16 protein-coding genes are annotated in these 16,813 nt (G+C 42.7%); 12 read left to right on the plus strand and 4 right to left on the minus strand.

The features are described 5' to 3' along the window. The first annotated feature begins 6 nt into the window (after nt 1-6). The 8 genes from AC25CA_RS03095 (at nt 7) to AC25CA_RS03130 (ending at nt 9,402) form a co-directional block, all read left to right on the plus strand. Nucleotides 7-1,788 carry an adenine deaminase gene (locus AC25CA_RS03095; protein ID WP_486815579.1) on the plus strand — a complete coding sequence of 594 codons (1,782 nt, stop codon included), beginning with the start codon at nt 7-9 and terminating at the stop codon, nt 1,786-1,788. A gap of 105 nt (nt 1,789-1,893) precedes the next feature. Then, on the plus strand, nt 1,894-2,706 hold the full coding sequence (locus AC25CA_RS03100) for a ZIP family metal transporter (RefSeq protein WP_486815580.1): 813 nt from the start codon (nt 1,894-1,896) through the stop codon (nt 2,704-2,706). A gap of 123 nt (nt 2,707-2,829) precedes the next feature. Then, on the plus strand, nt 2,830-3,402 hold the full coding sequence (locus AC25CA_RS03105) for a glycerol-3-phosphate responsive antiterminator (protein ID WP_486816592.1): 573 nt from the start codon (nt 2,830-2,832) through the stop codon (nt 3,400-3,402). A gap of 289 nt (nt 3,403-3,691) precedes the next feature. Further along, nucleotides 3,692-5,185, plus strand: coding sequence for a glycerol kinase GlpK (gene glpK / locus AC25CA_RS03110; RefSeq protein WP_486815581.1), 1,494 nt, complete (start codon nt 3,692-3,694; stop codon nt 5,183-5,185). Nucleotides 5,186-5,384: 199 nt separating this feature from the next. Next, the gene (locus AC25CA_RS03115) at nt 5,385-6,212 is read left to right on the plus strand and encodes a DUF7973 family transport facilitator (protein ID WP_486815582.1); all 828 of its coding nucleotides are present in this window, start codon (nt 5,385-5,387) and stop codon (nt 6,210-6,212) included. A gap of 105 nt (nt 6,213-6,317) precedes the next feature. Next, the gene (locus tag AC25CA_RS03120; protein ID WP_486815583.1) at nt 6,318-7,769 is read left to right on the plus strand and encodes an NAD(P)/FAD-dependent oxidoreductase; all 1,452 of its coding nucleotides are present in this window, start codon (nt 6,318-6,320) and stop codon (nt 7,767-7,769) included. Further along, nucleotides 7,766-9,025: an NAD(P)/FAD-dependent oxidoreductase gene (locus tag AC25CA_RS03125; RefSeq protein ID WP_486815584.1), complete on the plus strand. Its 1,260-nt coding sequence runs from the start codon at nt 7,766-7,768 to the stop codon at nt 9,023-9,025. Before AC25CA_RS03120 ends, AC25CA_RS03125 begins: the two co-directional genes overlap by 4 nt. An 11-nt stretch (nt 9,026-9,036) precedes the next feature. Beyond that, nucleotides 9,037-9,402, plus strand: a complete 366-nt coding sequence (locus tag AC25CA_RS03130) for a DUF1667 domain-containing protein (RefSeq protein WP_486815585.1) — start codon at nt 9,037-9,039, stop codon at nt 9,400-9,402. Between the two features lie 60 nt (nt 9,403-9,462). Here the strand turns inward: AC25CA_RS03130 and AC25CA_RS03135 are convergent, their stop codons facing one another. The 3 genes from AC25CA_RS03135 to AC25CA_RS03145 are packed head-to-tail and all read right to left on the minus strand — an operon-like array spanning nt 9,463 to nt 11,824. Further along, the gene (locus AC25CA_RS03135; protein WP_486815586.1) at nt 9,463-10,197 is read right to left on the minus strand and encodes an amino acid ABC transporter ATP-binding protein; all 735 of its coding nucleotides are present in this window, start codon (nt 10,195-10,197) and stop codon (nt 9,463-9,465) included. Then, the gene (locus tag AC25CA_RS03140; RefSeq protein WP_486815587.1) at nt 10,187-10,975 is read right to left on the minus strand and encodes an amino acid ABC transporter permease; all 789 of its coding nucleotides are present in this window, start codon (nt 10,973-10,975) and stop codon (nt 10,187-10,189) included. The genes AC25CA_RS03135 and AC25CA_RS03140 overlap by 11 nt, the downstream gene beginning before the upstream one ends. Nucleotides 10,976-11,029: 54 nt before the next feature. Beyond that, nucleotides 11,030-11,824 carry a transporter substrate-binding domain-containing protein gene (locus AC25CA_RS03145; RefSeq protein ID WP_486815588.1) on the minus strand — a complete coding sequence of 265 codons (795 nt, stop codon included), beginning with the start codon at nt 11,822-11,824 and terminating at the stop codon, nt 11,030-11,032. A 129-nt stretch (nt 11,825-11,953) separates the two neighbouring features. On the opposite strand from AC25CA_RS03145, the gene AC25CA_RS03150 reads away from it, so the two are divergent. Further along, nucleotides 11,954-12,811: a YitT family protein gene (locus tag AC25CA_RS03150; protein ID WP_486815589.1), complete on the plus strand. Its 858-nt coding sequence runs from the start codon at nt 11,954-11,956 to the stop codon at nt 12,809-12,811. Nucleotides 12,812-12,852: 41 nt separating this feature from the next. Beyond that, nucleotides 12,853-13,998: a GNAT family N-acetyltransferase gene (locus AC25CA_RS03155; RefSeq protein WP_486815590.1), complete on the plus strand. Its 1,146-nt coding sequence runs from the start codon at nt 12,853-12,855 to the stop codon at nt 13,996-13,998. A gap of 74 nt (nt 13,999-14,072) precedes the next feature. Here the strand turns inward: AC25CA_RS03155 and AC25CA_RS03160 are convergent, their stop codons facing one another. Further along, nucleotides 14,073-14,633: a DUF308 domain-containing protein gene (locus AC25CA_RS03160; RefSeq protein ID WP_486815591.1), complete on the minus strand. Its 561-nt coding sequence runs from the start codon at nt 14,631-14,633 to the stop codon at nt 14,073-14,075. A gap of 339 nt (nt 14,634-14,972) precedes the next feature. On the opposite strand from AC25CA_RS03160, the gene AC25CA_RS03165 reads away from it, so the two are divergent. Both AC25CA_RS03165 and surE read left to right on the plus strand, forming a co-directional pair. After that, a complete protein-coding gene (locus tag AC25CA_RS03165) occupies nt 14,973-15,614 on the plus strand; it encodes a hypothetical protein (protein WP_486815592.1) in 642 nt (213 codons plus the stop codon). A 473-nt stretch (nt 15,615-16,087) separates the two neighbouring features. After that, nucleotides 16,088-16,801 (plus strand): 5'/3'-nucleotidase SurE, encoded by a 714-nt coding sequence (surE, locus tag AC25CA_RS03170; RefSeq protein WP_486815593.1) that lies wholly within the window; start codon nt 16,088-16,090, stop codon nt 16,799-16,801. The last annotated feature ends 12 nt before the right edge of the window (nt 16,802-16,813 follow it).

A 16,813-nucleotide genomic window follows, 5' to 3' on the forward strand; every position in this document is an offset into this window, starting at 1 on the left:
GAATCGATGAGAATGGAACCGAAGGATCGAAGAGGATTGGTGGAAGCCGCTTTGGGCGAGCGCCCCTTTGATTTGTTGATTCAGAATGTACAATTGGTGAATGTATTTACGGGTGAAATCTATCCAGCGGATGTAGGTGTGTATAATGGATTTATCGCTCATGTGGAAGCAAATCCGGATCAGGATACTCGAGAAAAAGCGACGCTTATAGCAACAGAAGTCTATGATGGACAGGGGCAATTTCTAGCCCCCGGTTTTGTCGACAGTCATGTTCATGTGGAGAGCGGCATGATGACTCCAGCACATTATTCCGAAGTGGTTGTTCCACACGGAACCACAACAATTATTTCGGACCCCCATGAGATTGCCAATGTATTAGGAATCGAAGGGGTGGAATACATGCACGAAGCCAGTTATGGTCTTCCTTTGCGCCACTATTTGCTGGCTCCTTCCTGTGTACCTGCAGTTCCTGAGTTAGAGGGTGCGGGCGCTATATTTGGAGTGAAAGATGTGGAAAGTCTTCTGGATTTGGAACGGGTGATTGGAATTGGTGAAGTGATGGATTATCCTGGCGTGCTTAATGGGAGCCAAAGGATGCAGGAAATTCTGAAGTTGGCATTGAGCCGAGATGTATTTGTTCAGGGTCATGCTCCGGCAGTAAAAGGTAGGGAACTTTCCGCTTATCTATGCGCAGGGATTGAATCTTGCCATGAAACCCGTATTGGTTTTAATGCACGAGAAAAACTGAGAAATGGTTTGATTGTGGATGCCAGAGAAAGCTCCATGAGTCAGAATGTTGCTGGGATCGTCAAGGAAACACTTCAATTTGATTCACCCTTGAATCTGACTTTTTGTACGGATGATCGAGAGCCAAAGGATTTAATCGAAAAGGGGCATGTTTCTCATGGTATTCGACAAGCTGTAGCGGAAGGGATGGATCCTGTCCGTGCTATTCGCCATGCAAGTCTTTACGCAGCAAAAGAAGTTGCTATTAAAAATTTAGGCGCGGTCGCTCCAGGCTATACGGCAGATCTACAATTGTTGCCTGATTTAAAGGAATTTCGACCAACAGCTGTTTTTATGGAAGGTGAACTGGTGGCAAAGGATGGGGCGTGTATTGCATCGATTGTCAAGCAAGAATTTGCTGTAGAATCGCGGAATACCATGAAATTGAATCCCTTGACCGTTCCTGAGCTTCAGATTCACGCTCAAGGGCGAAGAGCGAAATGCCATGTTATTGAATACATGAGTATGAATGGGGCGCGAACTCAGCTAGCAGAGGAATGGGTTCCCATTCGAGATGGCGTATTGGATCTTTCGCAAACTGATTTATACTATGTGTCCATCGTGAATCGACATGGATCAGGTGATCTAGCGGTTGGATTGGTGCGTGGCTTTGGGTTAAATACAGGATCCGTTGGATCCACGGTAGCACATGATTGCCATAATTTATCCTTAGTTTATCGCGATCCGGAAGAGGCGGTTCAAATTGCCAATGTCTTGCAAAAATGTGGTGGTGGGATTGCTTATGCTAAGGAGAAGACCGTGCAGGGTGTTTTAGAATTGCCAATTGCGGGAATTTTGTCCGCTCATCCCGGTCAGAATGTGATGAAAGAAATTGAGATTGTATCCTCGGGGATACGAGCAATGGGAATTAACAATCAAGCGCCGCATCTTCGAGCAGCGACCATTGCTTTGCCGGTGATCCCTGATGTGAAGATGAGTGATCTAGGCATGATTGATGTTGTAAAACAGACCTTTATTCCTGTTGTAGTAGAAGTGGAGTAGATTGGAGAATGAAGAGGGAAAACTTCCTTCTTCTTTTTTTGTTTTTTTGCAGAAAATGAAAGAAAATGGGTAATAAAGTTAAGACGGAAAAAAAGGAGGAGTCATATGCAGTGGTTTTCAGAATTATCACCAATTATTCAAGCTCTTTTCGGTACCTTATTTACCTATGCGCTAACCGCGCTTGGCGCGGCCATGGTATTTTTCTTTGTTACAATTAAAAAAAGAACATTAGATGGAATGCTAGGGTTTGCAGCGGGGGTTATGATCGCAGCTAGCTTTTGGTCCTTATTGGCACCTGCCATTGATTTAGCGGAAGCCATTGGGCAGAATGCCGTTGGTACTGCAACTGCAGGTTTCTTGACAGGGGGATTATTCCTATATCTGGTGGATAAGTTTTTGCCCCACCTCCATTTGGATGTAGAAGGGCATGAACATCGAGAAGGGGTGAAAAGCAGTTGGCAGCGGAGTTTACTTTTAGTTTTAGCCATTACTATTCATAATATTCCTGAAGGACTTGCTGTTGGTGTTGCATTTGGTGCTTTGGGTTCAGATTACCCAATTGCTACCTTGGGTGGTGCGATTTCTTTGGCCATCGGAATTGGTATTCAAAATTTTCCAGAGGGCGCTGCCGTTTCAATTCCTCTGCGAAGGGAAGGTTTTTCAAGAAAGAAAGCCTTTATGTATGGACAATTTTCTGGCATGGTGGAACCGATTGCCGGTGTAATGGGCGCATTTTTGGTTTTGTCGATGAAGGCTGTTTTGCCATTTGCTCTGGCATTCGCCGCTGGGGCAATGATCTATGTTGTGGCTGAAGAATTGATTCCAGAGTCTCATTTTGAACGGAACGGTCATATAGCAACTTGGGGTGTTATGGTTGGATTTGCAGTCATGATGTTTTTAGATGTTGCTTTAGGTTAATAAAAGTATTGGTGCATCTGCTTCTTGATAAAAAATTATCTATGTTGACAGTGGTTTGTTTTGTGTGAAACAATAACAATGCAAGCGATATCATTAGGTCTAGAGAAGGAGCAGGTGTTACTGATGAGAAACAACCATCTATTTTTTGATAAAATTGAAATGAATCCAATCATCGCAGCAATCAACAATCATGACATGATTGAGGAGGCAATTGCTTCACCTTGCGAAATTATATTTTTATTGAAAGGGAATATCATGAATTTATCGGAGATATCCAAGCGGTTGAAGGATTCTGGTAAATTGGTATTTGTTCATATGGATTTGATGGAGGGCCTGACCAAGGAGTCAGTTGCTTTGGAGTACGTGTCAAAGACCTGCCATCTTGACGGAATTATCACCACGAGAACCAGCCTGTTAAAAAAGGCCAAGGAATTGAATTTATTTACGATTCAACGGATGTTTCTCTTAGACTCCTTGTCCTTGGAGAGAGGGATTCATTCTGTAAAGCATATTCGTCCCGATGCGGTAGAAATTTTGCCGGGAATCGTTCCAAAAATGACCAAGTTTTTAAAACAGGAATTGAATGTCCCGATTATAACGGGAGGTTTAATCAAGGATAAGGAAGATGTAATTGAAAGTTTGCAGGCGGGTGCAGTAGGCATATCAACAAGCCGCAAGGAAATTTGGTATTTGTAGACAATCAATATTAATATTTGCAACTGTGTTCTCCATGAAAGAATGTAAAATTTCGGGTCATGTTGAAATAAATTGCAGAAAAACGTTTACATAGATCCGAAAAAATGGTAGTATAAAAATAGAGTTGATAGTGATGGAGACGATGGAGATCACACGGGAAGCAGCCTATGCAATAGGTCTGTTTGCGTGTGTTTTTTTACGTCTTGAAGAAAACGTTTGCTAAAAACTTAACATTGAACCTAGGAGATGCAAGCATCTCTTGGAATATAAACTAAGGAGTGGGAAGCGAATGAAAAAGTACATTTTGGCATTGGATCAAGGAACAACAAGTTCGAGGGCGATTATCTTTGATCATGACGGACAAATCGTAGCGACCGCACAAAAAGAGTTTACACAGTATTATCCAAAAGCAGGCTGGGTAGAGCATGATGCGATGGAAATCTGGGGAACCCAAAGTGGCGTTATGAAAGAAGTAATGGCTACAGCAGGCGTTGATGCTTCAGAAATTGCAGCAATCGGAATTACGAACCAACGGGAAACAACAGTTGTTTGGGATCGTGAAACGGGCAAACCGGTTTATCATGCAATCGTCTGGCAATGTCGTCGAACGGCAGGTTTCTGTGACGAGTTGAAAGAACGCGGGTTGGAAGACTATGTTCGTACGAATACAGGATTAGTCGTTGATGCATACTTCTCAGGAACAAAAGTCAATTGGATCTTGAACAATGTTGAAGGCGCACGCGAGAAAGCGGAAGCTGGAAAATTGGCATTTGGTACCATCGATACTTGGTTAATTTGGAATCTTACTAAAGGCAAAGTACATGTAACGGATTATTCGAATGCTTCTCGAACCATGTTGTATAATATCCGCGACCTGAAGTGGGATGATAAAATGATGAAAGAATTGGATGTTCCTGCATCAGTTCTTCCAGAAGTTAAGCAATCCAGTGAAGTATACGGCATGACAGATTCTTCAATGTTCGGCGTTGAAATTCCAATTGCAGGGATCGCAGGCGATCAGCAAGCAGCATTGTTTGGACAAGCATGTTTCGAACCAGGCATGGCGAAAAACACATACGGCACCGGTTGCTTTATGTTGATGAACACAGGCGAAGAAATTGTACCTTCTAAAAACGGATTATTGACAACCATGGCATGGGGCGTTGATGGCAAGGTTGAATACGCGTTAGAAGGCTCGATCTTTATTGCGGGCGCATCTATCCAATGGTTGCGCGATGAAATGAAAATGATCACAGATGCGAAGGACAGTGAATACTTTGCAACTAAAGTGAAGGATTCTAACGGCGTTTATGTTGTTCCTGCATTTGTTGGTCTAGGCGCTCCTTATTGGGATATGTATGCACGCGGCACTATTTTGGGCTTAACGCGGGGGGCAAACCGCAACCATATCATCCGTGCGACACTAGAATCTATTGCTTATCAAACTCGTGACGTATTGGAAGCAATGCAAGAGGATTCAGGAATCCAATTGCAAGCATTGAAGGTTGACGGCGGCGCGGTTGCCAACAACTTCTTAATGCAATTCCAATCAGATATTCTTGATGTTCCGGTTTATCGTCCTGTTGTTGCTGAAACAACTGCATTGGGTGCTGCATACTTGGCAGGTTTGGCTGTTAAGTTCTGGGATAACAAAGAAATCATCGCGAAGAAATGGGCAATTGACCGTGAATTCGAACCAGAAATGGCAGAATCAAAACGTACAGACTTGTATAAAGGCTGGAAAAAGGCTGTTGGTCGGGCAGCGAAGTGGGAAGAGGCGTAAGCCTTTTCCTCCGCTTCGGCGGAGAATGCATGTAAGATTTTGACGACTAATGGAATAAAATTGTCAGATATTTGATTTTTGGGCAAAAAATTATTGTTTTATGTTACGATTTAATTGAATAGAACGGGCAAGTTTTATTCGGCTTTAATTATTTTTTATTCATAGGGCACAATAAAAAGGAAAATGGAGGGAATACTAAATGACATTATTTATGATTTTAGCCGCATTCGGTGGTGGCGTTTTTGGTGCATTGATCGGTGCTTTACCAGCATTTATCTTTGCTGGCTTTACAGGACTTATTGGTGTTGGTCTAGCAATTGCTGGAGTTGATTATGATTGGTTTGGAACAATAACCTTTGGTGTTTTGTTTGGTCCACATATTGCCTTTGCAGGCGGCGCAGCAGCAGCTGCTTTTGCGGCAAACAAGAAAAAAGTATTGGAAAACGGAGCGGATATCCTGACTCCAATGAACAAATTTGCCGATCCTTCGATCTTAATCGTTGGTGGTATCTTTGGTATTTACGGCGCGTTGATTAATTACTTGCTATCAGGCATTTGGAGTGTACCTACTGATACTGTTGCCTTGGCTGTTTTCCTTTCAGGCGTGACGGCTCGTTTGGTATTTGGTTCATCAGGTTTGACTGGTAATAAAGTGGATGGCAAATCAAAAATGCCAAGTGGAAAATCGCTTGTTTATGACGTTGTTTTGGGTGTTTCTTTGGGCGCAGTAATTGGTTATGTTTCAATCTCGACAGGTGTAGCTGTTATCGGTTTCGTTATCTCAGCTGCAACATTGATTTTTGCACAAGCAGGTTGGGATGCACCAGGAACTCACCATATTACCTTGTTGGCAGGTGTTGCAGGCGTAGCATCTGGAAGTATTTGGATGGCGATGGTCTTTGCAACAATCGCAGCAATTCTAGGCGACCTAGGTGGAACTTTATTGAATTCAGATTGTGATTCACATATTGACCCACCAGCATTTGCAATCTTTATTACAACTACTTTGGTTCTGTTGATCTTCTAATTCGAAGTGAAGATGGGTAATTAAATATTGCCAGGATAAATGGAGAAGGTCACAGGGGTCGTAATTGGTCCACTGTGACCTTTTTACGTAAAGGAGGTTTTCGGAATGTATGATGTTGCCATTATCGGCGCAGGCGTCATTGGTACCGGAATTGCACGAGAACTGATGCGGTATCAGTTGAAGGTTGTTATCTTGGAAAAGGAAAATGATGTAGCGGATGGAACCACCAAGGCCAATAGTGCGATTGTTCATGCGGGTTATGATGCACCTTTTGGGTCTAATAAAGGTCGATTCAATGTAGAGGGAAATGCCATGTATGGCCAAGTTTGCAAGGAGCTAGATGTACATTTTAAACAAATTGGTTCCCTGGTATTGGCCTTTGACGAGGAAGATCGACCAACCTTGCAAGAGTTATTGGAAAATGGGAAAAGATTAGGTGTTCCAGGTCTTGAAATTATCGAACCGGATCGAATTCGTGAAATTGAACCCAATGTTAGCCAGAAAGTCGTGGCAGCGCTATGGGCACCGACGGCAGGAATTGTTGGTCCGTGGGAACTAGCAATTTCCTATGCAGAAAATGCCATGGATAATGGTGCAGAGTTGCGCTTGAATACTGAAGTGACAGGGATTACGAAAAAGGAAAACAAATTTCATTTGATGACTTCGACAGGAGAAGTAGAAGCAAGACTGGTTGTTAATGCTGCAGGGATTCATGCGGATGATATCTACAACATGGTTGCTCAATCGGAATTCACGATTAATCCAAGAAGGGGCGAATATTTTCTTCTGGACAATGAAGTCAGTGACCTAGTCAATACAGTTGTCTTTCAATGTCCAACAAAGATGGGCAAAGGCGTTTTGGTATCGCCGACGGTAGATGGCAATATTATCGTAGGACCCAACGCAGAGGACGTCCAAACAAAGGATGAGATTAATACAACAGCTGACGGATTGGATTTTATTCGTCAAAAAGCCAAATTAACCATAGAAGAGTTGCCGTTTCACATGAATATTACCAATTTTTCGGGCTTGCGTGCAGAACCCTCTACGGGCGATTTTATTATAGAGGAATCGAAACAGGTAGCGGGATTTATTAATGTGGCGGGAATCAAGTCGCCGGGTTTGTCTTCAGCACCTGCTATTGCAGTTTATGTGGCAGAAACGATTTGTGCGGGAATCTTGGGATCTCATGCGAAAAGGAACCCGGCCTTCAATCCGAAAACCCGTAAGAAACTCAGATTTAAGGATTTAAGTGATGAAAAAAAAGCGGATCTGATACGCGTGGAACCTTCCTTTGCACGGATCATTTGTCGCTGTGAAACGATAACAGAAGGAGAAATTGTAGACGCGATCCATAGAAACGCTGGAGCACGAACAATTAATGGTGTTAAGCGGCGATGCCGACCGGGCGCTGGTCGTTGTCAAGGCGGTTTCTGCGGTCCTCGGGTTGTTGAAATTTTGGCAAGAGAGTTGAAGATTAGTCCGATGGAAGTAGAACTGGAAGGAAAAGATTCCCATATTCTCGTTGGAGAAACTAAAGGGGGTGCCGACGAATGAAAGCATATGATTTGATCGTGGTAGGCGGTGGTCCTGCTGGACTCGCGGCAGCGGTAGAAGCTAAAAAAGAGGGTGTCGACAAGGTTCTGGTTTTAGAAAGAGACCGTGAATTGGGTGGTATTCTGCAACAATGCATTCATAACGGATTTGGTCTGCACATCTTCAAGGAGGAGTTGACAGGTCCGGAATATGCTGAGCGTTTTATTGATGAATTGAAGGAAATGGGCATTGAGTATCGCCTAGATACCATGGTATTGGATATCAGTGATGAGCGGATTATTCATGTGATCAGCAAGGCGGAAGGCTTTGTAACCTTGGTTGCCAAGGCTGTGATTTTGGCCATGGGTTGTCGGGAACGAACACGTGGGGCACTGGCTATTCCAGGATATCGGCCAGCTGGTGTCTTTACGGCAGGTACGGCGCAGCGATATTTGAATATGGAAGGATATATGGTTGGCAAGAAGGTTTTGATTCTGGGCTCTGGTGATATTGGATTGATTATGGCTCGACGCATGACTCTAGAAGGTGCAAAGGTATTGGGGTGTGTGGAATTGATGCCTTTTTCTGGCGGTCTGACTCGAAATATTGTGCAATGTCTCGATGACTATGACATTCCCTTGATGTTGAGCCATACGGTAACAGATATTCAAGGAAAAGACCGTGTACAAGGTGTAACGGTGATGAAGGTGGATGAAAATCGCCAACCGATTCCGGGAACGGAAATTCAGTTCGATGTGGATACCCTTTTGTTGTCTGTTGGATTGATTCCAGAAAATGAATTGTCGAAGGGTGCTGGGGTGCAATTGGATATGAAAACCCGTGGCGCCATTGTCAATGAGTCTATGGAAACCTCTGTGCCAGGGATTTTCGCCTGCGGAAATGTTTTGCATGTGCATGATTTGGTGGACTGGGTGACAGATGAATCGCGGCGAGCGGGCAAGTTCGCAGCGAAGTATATTGCGAACCCTGGGGGACAAAAGGAAGAGGCGATTGAAACGATACCGGGTCAAGGCGTAGGATATATTGTCCCGCAAAGGATACGTCCATCACAAGTTGACCAAGTTTTGGAACTTTTTATGCGGGTTCGAGATATCTACGTGGGACAAACGGTTGTGATTCGTGTAGACGGAAAAGAAGTGCAGGCAAAAAGACGAGGGCATATGGCTCCAGGCGAGATGGAACGAGTGAAATTGCCGGTTTCATTGTTTAATGGACCTGGGGTGAAAAAAATCACCGTTGATGTGGAAAGCCGGTAAGGAGGATTGAGATGGAAGATAGAAAAATGGTTTGTATCAGTTGTCCAATCGGTTGTCGGTTAACGGTGACCGAGAGTAATGGAGAATACGCAGTAGAAGGGAATCAATGCAAGCGTGGAGAAGCCTATGGAATCAAAGAAATGACAGATCCGACGCGGGTTGTGCCGACAACGGTTAAGATCCGAGGCGCTAGGCTCAGGCGATTGCCAGTAAAGACTCATATCCCTTTGCCAAAACCATTGATTTTTGATGCGATGAAGTTGATTAATGAGGTTGAGGTGGAAGCACCGATAAAAGTAGGTGCAATAGTGATAAAAAACATTCTTGATACAGGTGTGAATATTGTTGCGACAAGAAGTATGGAACGAACGGAATAGGCAAACCCGGCATGACGGTGAAGTGTACAACCGTTGTGCCGGGCATTTTTGATTAATGACTTAATTCCATTCCAAAATGCGAGCCAAAAAGGACTGTAATTCCTTTGACTGTGGATTATCAAAGAGGGTATGACTGGGACCATGTTCAAGAATTTTTCCTTCGGCAATAAAGAGTACATAGTCACAGGCGTTTTTTGCAAATCCCATCTCGTGGGTAACCACAATAAATTCCTTTCCTTCTTCCCTAAGCTCATTGATCATGTCGAGGACTTCGCCCGTGAGTTCTGGATCTAGGGCTGAGGTCGGCTCATCGAAAAGCAGGTATTTGGATTGACTGGCAATGGCTCTGGCAATGGCGACACGCTGTTGCTGGCCGCCGGATAAATGCGCAGGTAGTTTGTTTTGATGTTCTGTTAATTGAAAGCGATTTAAGCATTCTTCTGCAGTTGCTCTGGCTTTTATCTCCGAAATATGGTGAACATGTACCAAGGGAAGAATAACATTTTCAATGGCAGTAAGGTGAGGGAATAGATTATAGGCTTGAAAAACCATGCCCAATTCCTTCCGATATTCAATAAGAAAGGCCTCATCGTCAAGTATCGCTTGCTCATCCAATTGAATGGTACCAGAACTTGGGGCAATCAGGCCTGCGATCAAACGGATCAAGGTCGATTTTCCGCCACCGGAGGGACCAATAATGGCAAGGGACCGAATCCCGCTAAGGGAACAGGATAAATCATCAATCACGGTCTTATCCCCGAAGGATTTTGTTAGATGATTTAGATTAAGATTCATAATAAAATCTCCTTTCCAATCGTTTTGTCCACAGGGAAATTGGAAGGGTTAGAAGCAAATAACCGACAGCCAATAGAGCGTAACTTTCAAAGGTAGCAAAGTTAATAGCAGTTACTTCAAAAGTCACCTTGGTAAACTCACGAACGGCAATAAAGGAAAGCAGGGAGCTATCCTTTATAATCGAAGCAAATTGACCAGCCAGGGGAGGCAAGACACGTCGGATGACCTGGGGATAGATAATCAATCGATAGATCTGTCTGTGATTAAGTCCAAGTGCTCGAGCAGTCTCTAATTGCGAATTTTCGATGGACTCGATTCCAGCACGAATAATTTCCGAGACGTAGGCGCCCGAAAAAGTTGACAGGATAATGACTCCGCCGATAATCTTGTTCTCGATTTGAAAGGCAGTTCCGATGATATAGTAGAAAAAGACAATTTGTACCAATAGAGGTGTGCCCCTAATTAACTCAACATAAAATTTACTGAGATAGTGGAAAAAATAGCTTTTGGAATGATTGCCCAGGGCAGCCAGGGTACCAAAGGTGAGACTGAGGATCAACGCAAAGATGCTGACTACAATCGTCATAGCAAAGCCTTTTAAAAAGAGGATCCGATAGATCCATATTTGATCCCAGCGGGGTATATGATCAATCCGAGAGAGTGAGAATTGTACGATGGCGAATAAAACGGCAGCAACAAGCGTCATATTCAATATGATTTTTCCCCTCTCGGGATTTGTTTTTTTCGGATCTCTTATCAATAATGAGAATGGATTCATAGTTTCCTCCGATGTCAAAATCAAAGGAGGGAATCATTCCCTCCTTATGCTGTATTAAAAGAATAATGGGACTCCGAGCTCATCAAATAAGATTTTTTGTTCGGATAAATGAGTCTCTTGAAGTTTGGAAAAACCGCCTGATGATTTGAAATCCCGCAAAAATGCATTGATCTGATTTTTCAGCTCATCATTTCCTTTTTTAATGCCGATTCCCCATTGCTCCGGTGTATCTTGAAAGGGTTCGAGTAAGGGCCGTGTTGTTGTTTCATTGAGTTTCCAGTTTTTGTAGATGGTGAGCTGATCGTAGATGAATGCATCGGCTTTCCCTTGGGAAACTTCTAAAACACATGCATTTTCATTATCAAAGGCATTGATCGTAGCTTTTGGGAAAAGATCCATGGCGACGAGGTGACCTGTGGTACCATTTTTTACGGCAAGGATGCGATCAGCATGATTGAGATCCTCAGCAAGTTGAACGGGGGAATCTTGATTGATCAGTAGGGCTAAATAGGCATCAGCATAGGGATCTGAAAAGTCGATTTGTTCCAGACGATCGGGTCGAATGGTCATGGATGACAAGACCATATCAATTTTTCCGGATTGGAGGGCTGGAATTAAACCGCCCCAAGCGGTGTTTTCGATGCGGACTGGGCGATCAAGATATTCTCCCAGAGCATAGGCGAGATCAACGCTGATACCCATGGGATTGCCTTCTGGATCCGTGGTTTCAAATGGGGGATATGCCAATTCCATCCCCACAACGAGTTCTGTTTCATCTTTGGCGCAGCCACTTGCTCCGAGAGCAAGGCTGATGAAAAGAATCAATAGGATGATTCGTTTGTTTTTCATGATGTCCTCCTTAAATTATACAAATTATGGATACCCATTTGGAGTTGAAATATTGGAAGAAATGACGAATTCTTTACTTGTGTAATCAGGAAAACCCACGTAGAATGAGAAGGATAAGGAGGTGCGGGCATGTTTCAGCGACAACAGAATCGATGGGTTCGTGCATTTTGGGATTATTTGTTTATTACGATAGGTTGTGGATCGATTGCCTGGGCTGTGGTTGGTTTCTTTCAAGTCAATACGATTGCGCCCGGCGGTGTATCCGGTGTAGCGGTCATTTTATACAAGCTTTTTCAATTTCCGGTAGAGATCTCTTATTTGGCCATTAATATTCCGCTATTTATTTTGGGTACTTTGCTTTTGGGCAAGAGTTTTGGATTTAAGACTTTCTATGGTACGGTGATGATTTCTGTGTTTCTGCGGTTGATTCCCCACGTTTCCATGACAGACAACGTTTTGCTAGCCGCTATGATTGGTGGTGGATTAACTGGTTTGGGTCTTGGACTTGTGTTTACTCGCGGAGCAACGACTGGTGGGACCGACTTGTTAGCGGCCATTCTCAATCGATTTTTCCCATCAATGAAGATACAACATCTTTTGCTCTTAATTGATGTGTCAGTTGTGATTGCTTCGGGGCTGGTGAGCCAGCAGATTGAAACCGCGCTTTTGTCGGTGGTTGCTCTGGTGACCATCGTTCGTTTGGTGGATGCAGTGTTGGACGGCTTTCTGGCATCAAAAGCCTTTTGGATTATTACGGATTATCCGGAAGTTGTTAGTCAGCGGATTTTGAAGGACATGGACCGTGGAGCAACCATGATGAAGGGAAAGGGTGCTTACACCCAAGGAGATAAAGGGGTCTTGCTCTGTGTGGTGGAGCGATATGAAATTATGAAGGTGAAGCGTATTGTACGCGAAGTCGATCCGCAATCATTTATGATCGTTGCGGATGTGCATGAGGTATATGGAGAAGGATTTACTACCCAGTAAATTCTTTTTTTTTGTATAATAAAGGAAAGGAGGAAGGCCATATGCGAATGATACCGTACAACAAACTAATTAGAGATAAAATTCCAGAGATAATTGAAGTCGACGGAAAGAAGTCAAAAATCAATAGAATTGAGGGTGAGGTTTACCGGAAAGCTCTGGAAGCGAAACTTTTGGAAGAATTCAAGGAGTGGCAAGACTCTTATGAGGCTGAGGAATTGGCCGATCTATTGGAGGTTATTCGGGCCATGGCAGAGGAGTCTGGTCATTCTATCGAAGAAATACAGCATCTTGCTGAAGAAAAAAGAAAAGAACGAGGTGGATTTTCAAAAGGCATTTGGTTGGAATCTGTTGAAGAATTGAGTAATATCGAAGCGGATAAGAAGATTATAATAAAGGGATTACGTGCCTATAACCGGTCGAAGATCGGAGAAAAAAAATTCCCAAGCCTTTTGATTGAAATTCAAGATGATAATCTCAAACGCATAGGTGCAATTGCTGGAAAGATCAGTTGGGATTATTTTGAGGTCACGGGTTTCTACGTAGAACCAGAAAATCGAGGATCCGGAATTGGACAAGCCTTAATTAATGCGGCAGCCTATGAGGCGAGAGAACGATTTGGCGCACCAAAAATGGAATTCGTGACCAATTTTCCAGAACTGCAAGCTTATCTCTCGCATACGGGCTGGGTCAAGCAAGGCCAACTTGCCGATATGCCGAAGGGCTTTTCTAATGGATTGTTCTTCCATGGAACAGACCTAGCTATACCATCAAGAAAAAGAGTCGTCATTCAAGAAAGTCTGGAAGGAGAAACTGGAGATTGGCTTCAAAAGAAAAATGAAGAGATATACAAGCAACATGGAATTGATCGAACCCGTGAGGAAAAGACCGTTTTGCTGATGGATGTAAACAAAGAGGTGCTGGGCGGTGTTTATGGTTATATTGAAAGAGATTGGCTCTATATTAGTCTCCTGTGGGTTGATGATTCAGCGCGAGGGCTGGGCGTGGGCACCCAGGTAATGGATCGGATAGAAAGATGGGCAGAAGAAAAAGGAATTCGTAACTTTTATGTGGGGACAGCCGAGTTTCAGGCCCGCCCATTTTATGAAAAACGAGGTTATAGCGTGATTACAACCTGTGTGGATCAACCAAAAGGGTATGAGTGCTACACACTAGTAAAAGAGAAATAAAAATGCCTCCACATATTGGAGGCAAGTAACTAGCTTCGATGATAAACGCCTCCAAATTTTGGAGGCGTATGTCATTATTCTTTAGTGATGTCCTTTGCCGAAGAGGCTCTCCGGATCAGTTCCTCTTGGGAAATGGTGGAGTGGCTTGTTTTTTCTGGTTTTTGAATGATCATGTAAATTCCCAGGACGAAGAGAACGATGCCGAGAATCAAAACAAGTAAGCCCAAAGACTGTGTTGGTTGAAGTAATGCATAAATGCCGCTGATGATCATGATGGCGGCGAAGATCAGATGCCGTTCCTGATAATCGGGACCGGTGCTTTGACGTTTGCTGACTTGATAGGCGCCGCCAGCGATCAGACCAAGGCCGATGACTATGGAAGCAATGCCGGGAAAGATAATCAGGATAATTCCCATTAGAATTGGGATGGTTGAAAATCCGCGGCTAATTCCACGGAATAAAGACATAGAGACGAAGAGTCCCATCACTCCGATGGCAATTAAGGCGACACCCAAAAGTCCAACAACCAAGGAACCAATAAACCGTGGTGCAATGATGAGAAGCAAACCGATCAGGCTTGTGGTGATCCCGACGGACCTCGTATATTTTGCGTCAGAAATATGAATTTGTACCATGATGTCCTCCTTTTCTGGTAAGAATTGATCTATGATACTATTGTACCCAATTCTTGGATATTTGAGTAGGTCGTTAAGAAAATTTTCACAATTTGTTTTTATATCTTGAACATGAATCATTCTTTAATTCAAAGAATGGAGTGTTCAAGGTATTGGAAGAGAGTATTCATATATTTCGTTGGTGTGATATGGAAGGTTACTTTAAGACAAAGAAGTAAGAAATCTGTAAGGTAGAGTTATGGTGAAAGTATAATTGGCCGCGTATACTAGTAAGAGTAAAGTGATAACCGGCATACGTTATCAAAACTTTGTCAAAAAACAAAAAAAGGCGGAGAAAAATTGAAAAAGAAATTATTATTAGTTTTACTAGGAATTGTGTTACTAATTGCTTTAGCAGTTGCATTTGTACCACAAGTGAGAATTATAGGGCTTGTTGTCTATCATAATGTGTTTGTATCTTCGACGAAATTTGAAGTTGCAGGCAATGATTTGTATATGGATGGTTATATTTGTTCGAAAACATCAGCTCAGTTAAAAAAAATAATTGAAGAGAATCCGCAGGTGACTAGAATTGTTATGAAGGAAGTAACTGGGTCGCTTGATGATGAGACTAATCTAGAGATGAGTATTTGGGTTCATGAAAAGGGGCTAGATACACATTTATTGAAAGATAGCGACATTGAATCAGGTGGAGTTGATTTTTTTGAAAGCGGAATAAATAGGACGATGGAAAATGGAGCAAAAATAGGTGTGCATTCGTGGGCTTCAGTTGGAGCAAATAGTGAAGAGGTTTTACCAAAAGATTTACCGAAGGATGATCCTGAACATAAGAAGTATGTCGATTATACGATTAGGATGCTTGGAAGTGATGAATTTTATTGGTATACGATTAAAGCAGCTCCGGCTGAGGGGATGTATATGATGACGAATGATGAGATTGAACATTTTGGTTTAGTGACACAACCGATAATAATGGATTAATATTTCAGAAGTATAAAAGACTTATGAAAAGGGTAAAAAATGGGAATGGGTTTAATGTAGTAAAATATTTCAAATAAGTGAAATCACCTAAATAATAATGTATTCATACAAAAAATGACATCGTCTAGATTTAGTAGCGCGATGTTTTTTTGATAAAACGATTATGTTAATTGAGAGGGTAGAAGACAGATTGACTTTGGTTGAGGGTTTTACAGGCTTAGTTTTTGTACGAGAATACTGGCTGAAACATTTCTGGAATGATGGAATGGAGACTCACGAGAAATTAAGAAAGGCAATTGGGCTTAAAGAGAGACGTGGGAGTAAAGCAATTTGATTGGTTGAAACTAGAGGAGAAAGGAAGTGCTCGGTGATGAATGAACCAAGCAATATATTTATGGTAAAAGATTGTGCTATTCTCGTTTTTGTCTCTATAATTTGATAAAATGGGAGAAAGACAGATGGAGGAGAAAAAAATGAATATATTATTAACGAACGATGATGGAATTGAATCAAAGGCGATTTGGAGTTTGAAAAAAGCCTTAGAAAAGAAAGCGCATCAGGTGTATATGATGGCTCCCATGGAGAATAACAGTGCTTGCAGTATGCGATTATCCTTATTTCTTCCCTTTGAAATGGAAGAACGAGAAGACCAGGTTTTTGCTTTGTCGGGTACCCCGGTGGATTGTGTAATTTTGGGTACCAAATTGATGGAAAAACAATATGAAACAAAGATTGATCTGGTGGTGACTGGAATCAACAATGGTCTAAATTTGGGGACGGATGTGTACTATTCCGGTACTGTTGGTGCTGCGCGTCAAGGACAGATTCAAGGGATTAACGCCATCGCATTTTCTTATGAAGGCTATCGACCTAGCGAAGAAGAAAATTTTCGAAGCGCAGAAATTGCTGCTGAATTGGTGGATCGGTATTTTGCTGATCAAGCGCGAGTGGAAGAGTTGATTAGTGTGAATTTGCCAAAGACAATTATGGAGGGATTCCCAGAGATTGCAGAGACCTATATCGGAAAAAGAATGCATGAAGGTGGAACCTTAATGAAACGAGAGGACGGTCGTTATTATATCGACATGACCGATTCTACCTTTGTGGAAGATCAGCGAGAGGGTTGTGATTCTAAAGCAGTGGCAGAGGGGATGATCTCTGTGACCCGCATTCCATACGGGTGCTAAAGGAGGAAAATA

This window comes from Gottschalkiaceae bacterium SANA (assembly GCA_036323355.1).
Classification (GTDB): Bacteria; Bacillota; Clostridia; order Tissierellales; family GPF-1; genus GPF-1.

Excerpts from the sequence above, each read along its gene's own strand:
- AC25CA_RS03095 (WP_486815579.1), top strand. The coding sequence starts at position 7 with ATGAGAATGGAACCGAAGGATCGAAGAGGATTGGTGGAAGCCGCTTTG.
- AC25CA_RS03130 (WP_486815585.1), top strand. The coding sequence starts at position 9,037 with ATGGAAGATAGAAAAATGGTTTGTATCAGTTGTCCAATCGGTTGTCGG.
- AC25CA_RS03115 (WP_486815582.1), top strand. The coding sequence starts at position 5,385 with ATGACATTATTTATGATTTTAGCCGCATTCGGTGGTGGCGTTTTTGGT.
- surE (WP_486815593.1), top strand. The coding sequence starts at position 16,088 with ATGAATATATTATTAACGAACGATGATGGAATTGAATCAAAGGCGATT.
- AC25CA_RS03105 (WP_486816592.1), top strand. The coding sequence starts at position 2,830 with ATGAGAAACAACCATCTATTTTTTGATAAAATTGAAATGAATCCAATC.
- AC25CA_RS03125 (WP_486815584.1), top strand. The coding sequence starts at position 7,766 with ATGAAAGCATATGATTTGATCGTGGTAGGCGGTGGTCCTGCTGGACTC.
- AC25CA_RS03160 (WP_486815591.1), bottom strand. The coding sequence starts at position 14,633 with ATGGTACAAATTCATATTTCTGACGCAAAATATACGAGGTCCGTCGGG.
- AC25CA_RS03100 (WP_486815580.1), top strand. The coding sequence starts at position 1,894 with ATGCAGTGGTTTTCAGAATTATCACCAATTATTCAAGCTCTTTTCGGT.
- AC25CA_RS03120 (WP_486815583.1), top strand. The coding sequence starts at position 6,318 with ATGTATGATGTTGCCATTATCGGCGCAGGCGTCATTGGTACCGGAATT.
- AC25CA_RS03155 (WP_486815590.1), top strand. The coding sequence starts at position 12,853 with ATGCGAATGATACCGTACAACAAACTAATTAGAGATAAAATTCCAGAG.
- AC25CA_RS03135 (WP_486815586.1), bottom strand. The coding sequence starts at position 10,197 with ATGAATCTTAATCTAAATCATCTAACAAAATCCTTCGGGGATAAGACC.
- AC25CA_RS03145 (WP_486815588.1), bottom strand. The coding sequence starts at position 11,824 with ATGAAAAACAAACGAATCATCCTATTGATTCTTTTCATCAGCCTTGCT.
- glpK (WP_486815581.1), top strand. The coding sequence starts at position 3,692 with ATGAAAAAGTACATTTTGGCATTGGATCAAGGAACAACAAGTTCGAGG.
- AC25CA_RS03140 (WP_486815587.1), bottom strand. The coding sequence starts at position 10,975 with ATGAATCCATTCTCATTATTGATAAGAGATCCGAAAAAAACAAATCCC.
- AC25CA_RS03150 (WP_486815589.1), top strand. The coding sequence starts at position 11,954 with ATGTTTCAGCGACAACAGAATCGATGGGTTCGTGCATTTTGGGATTAT.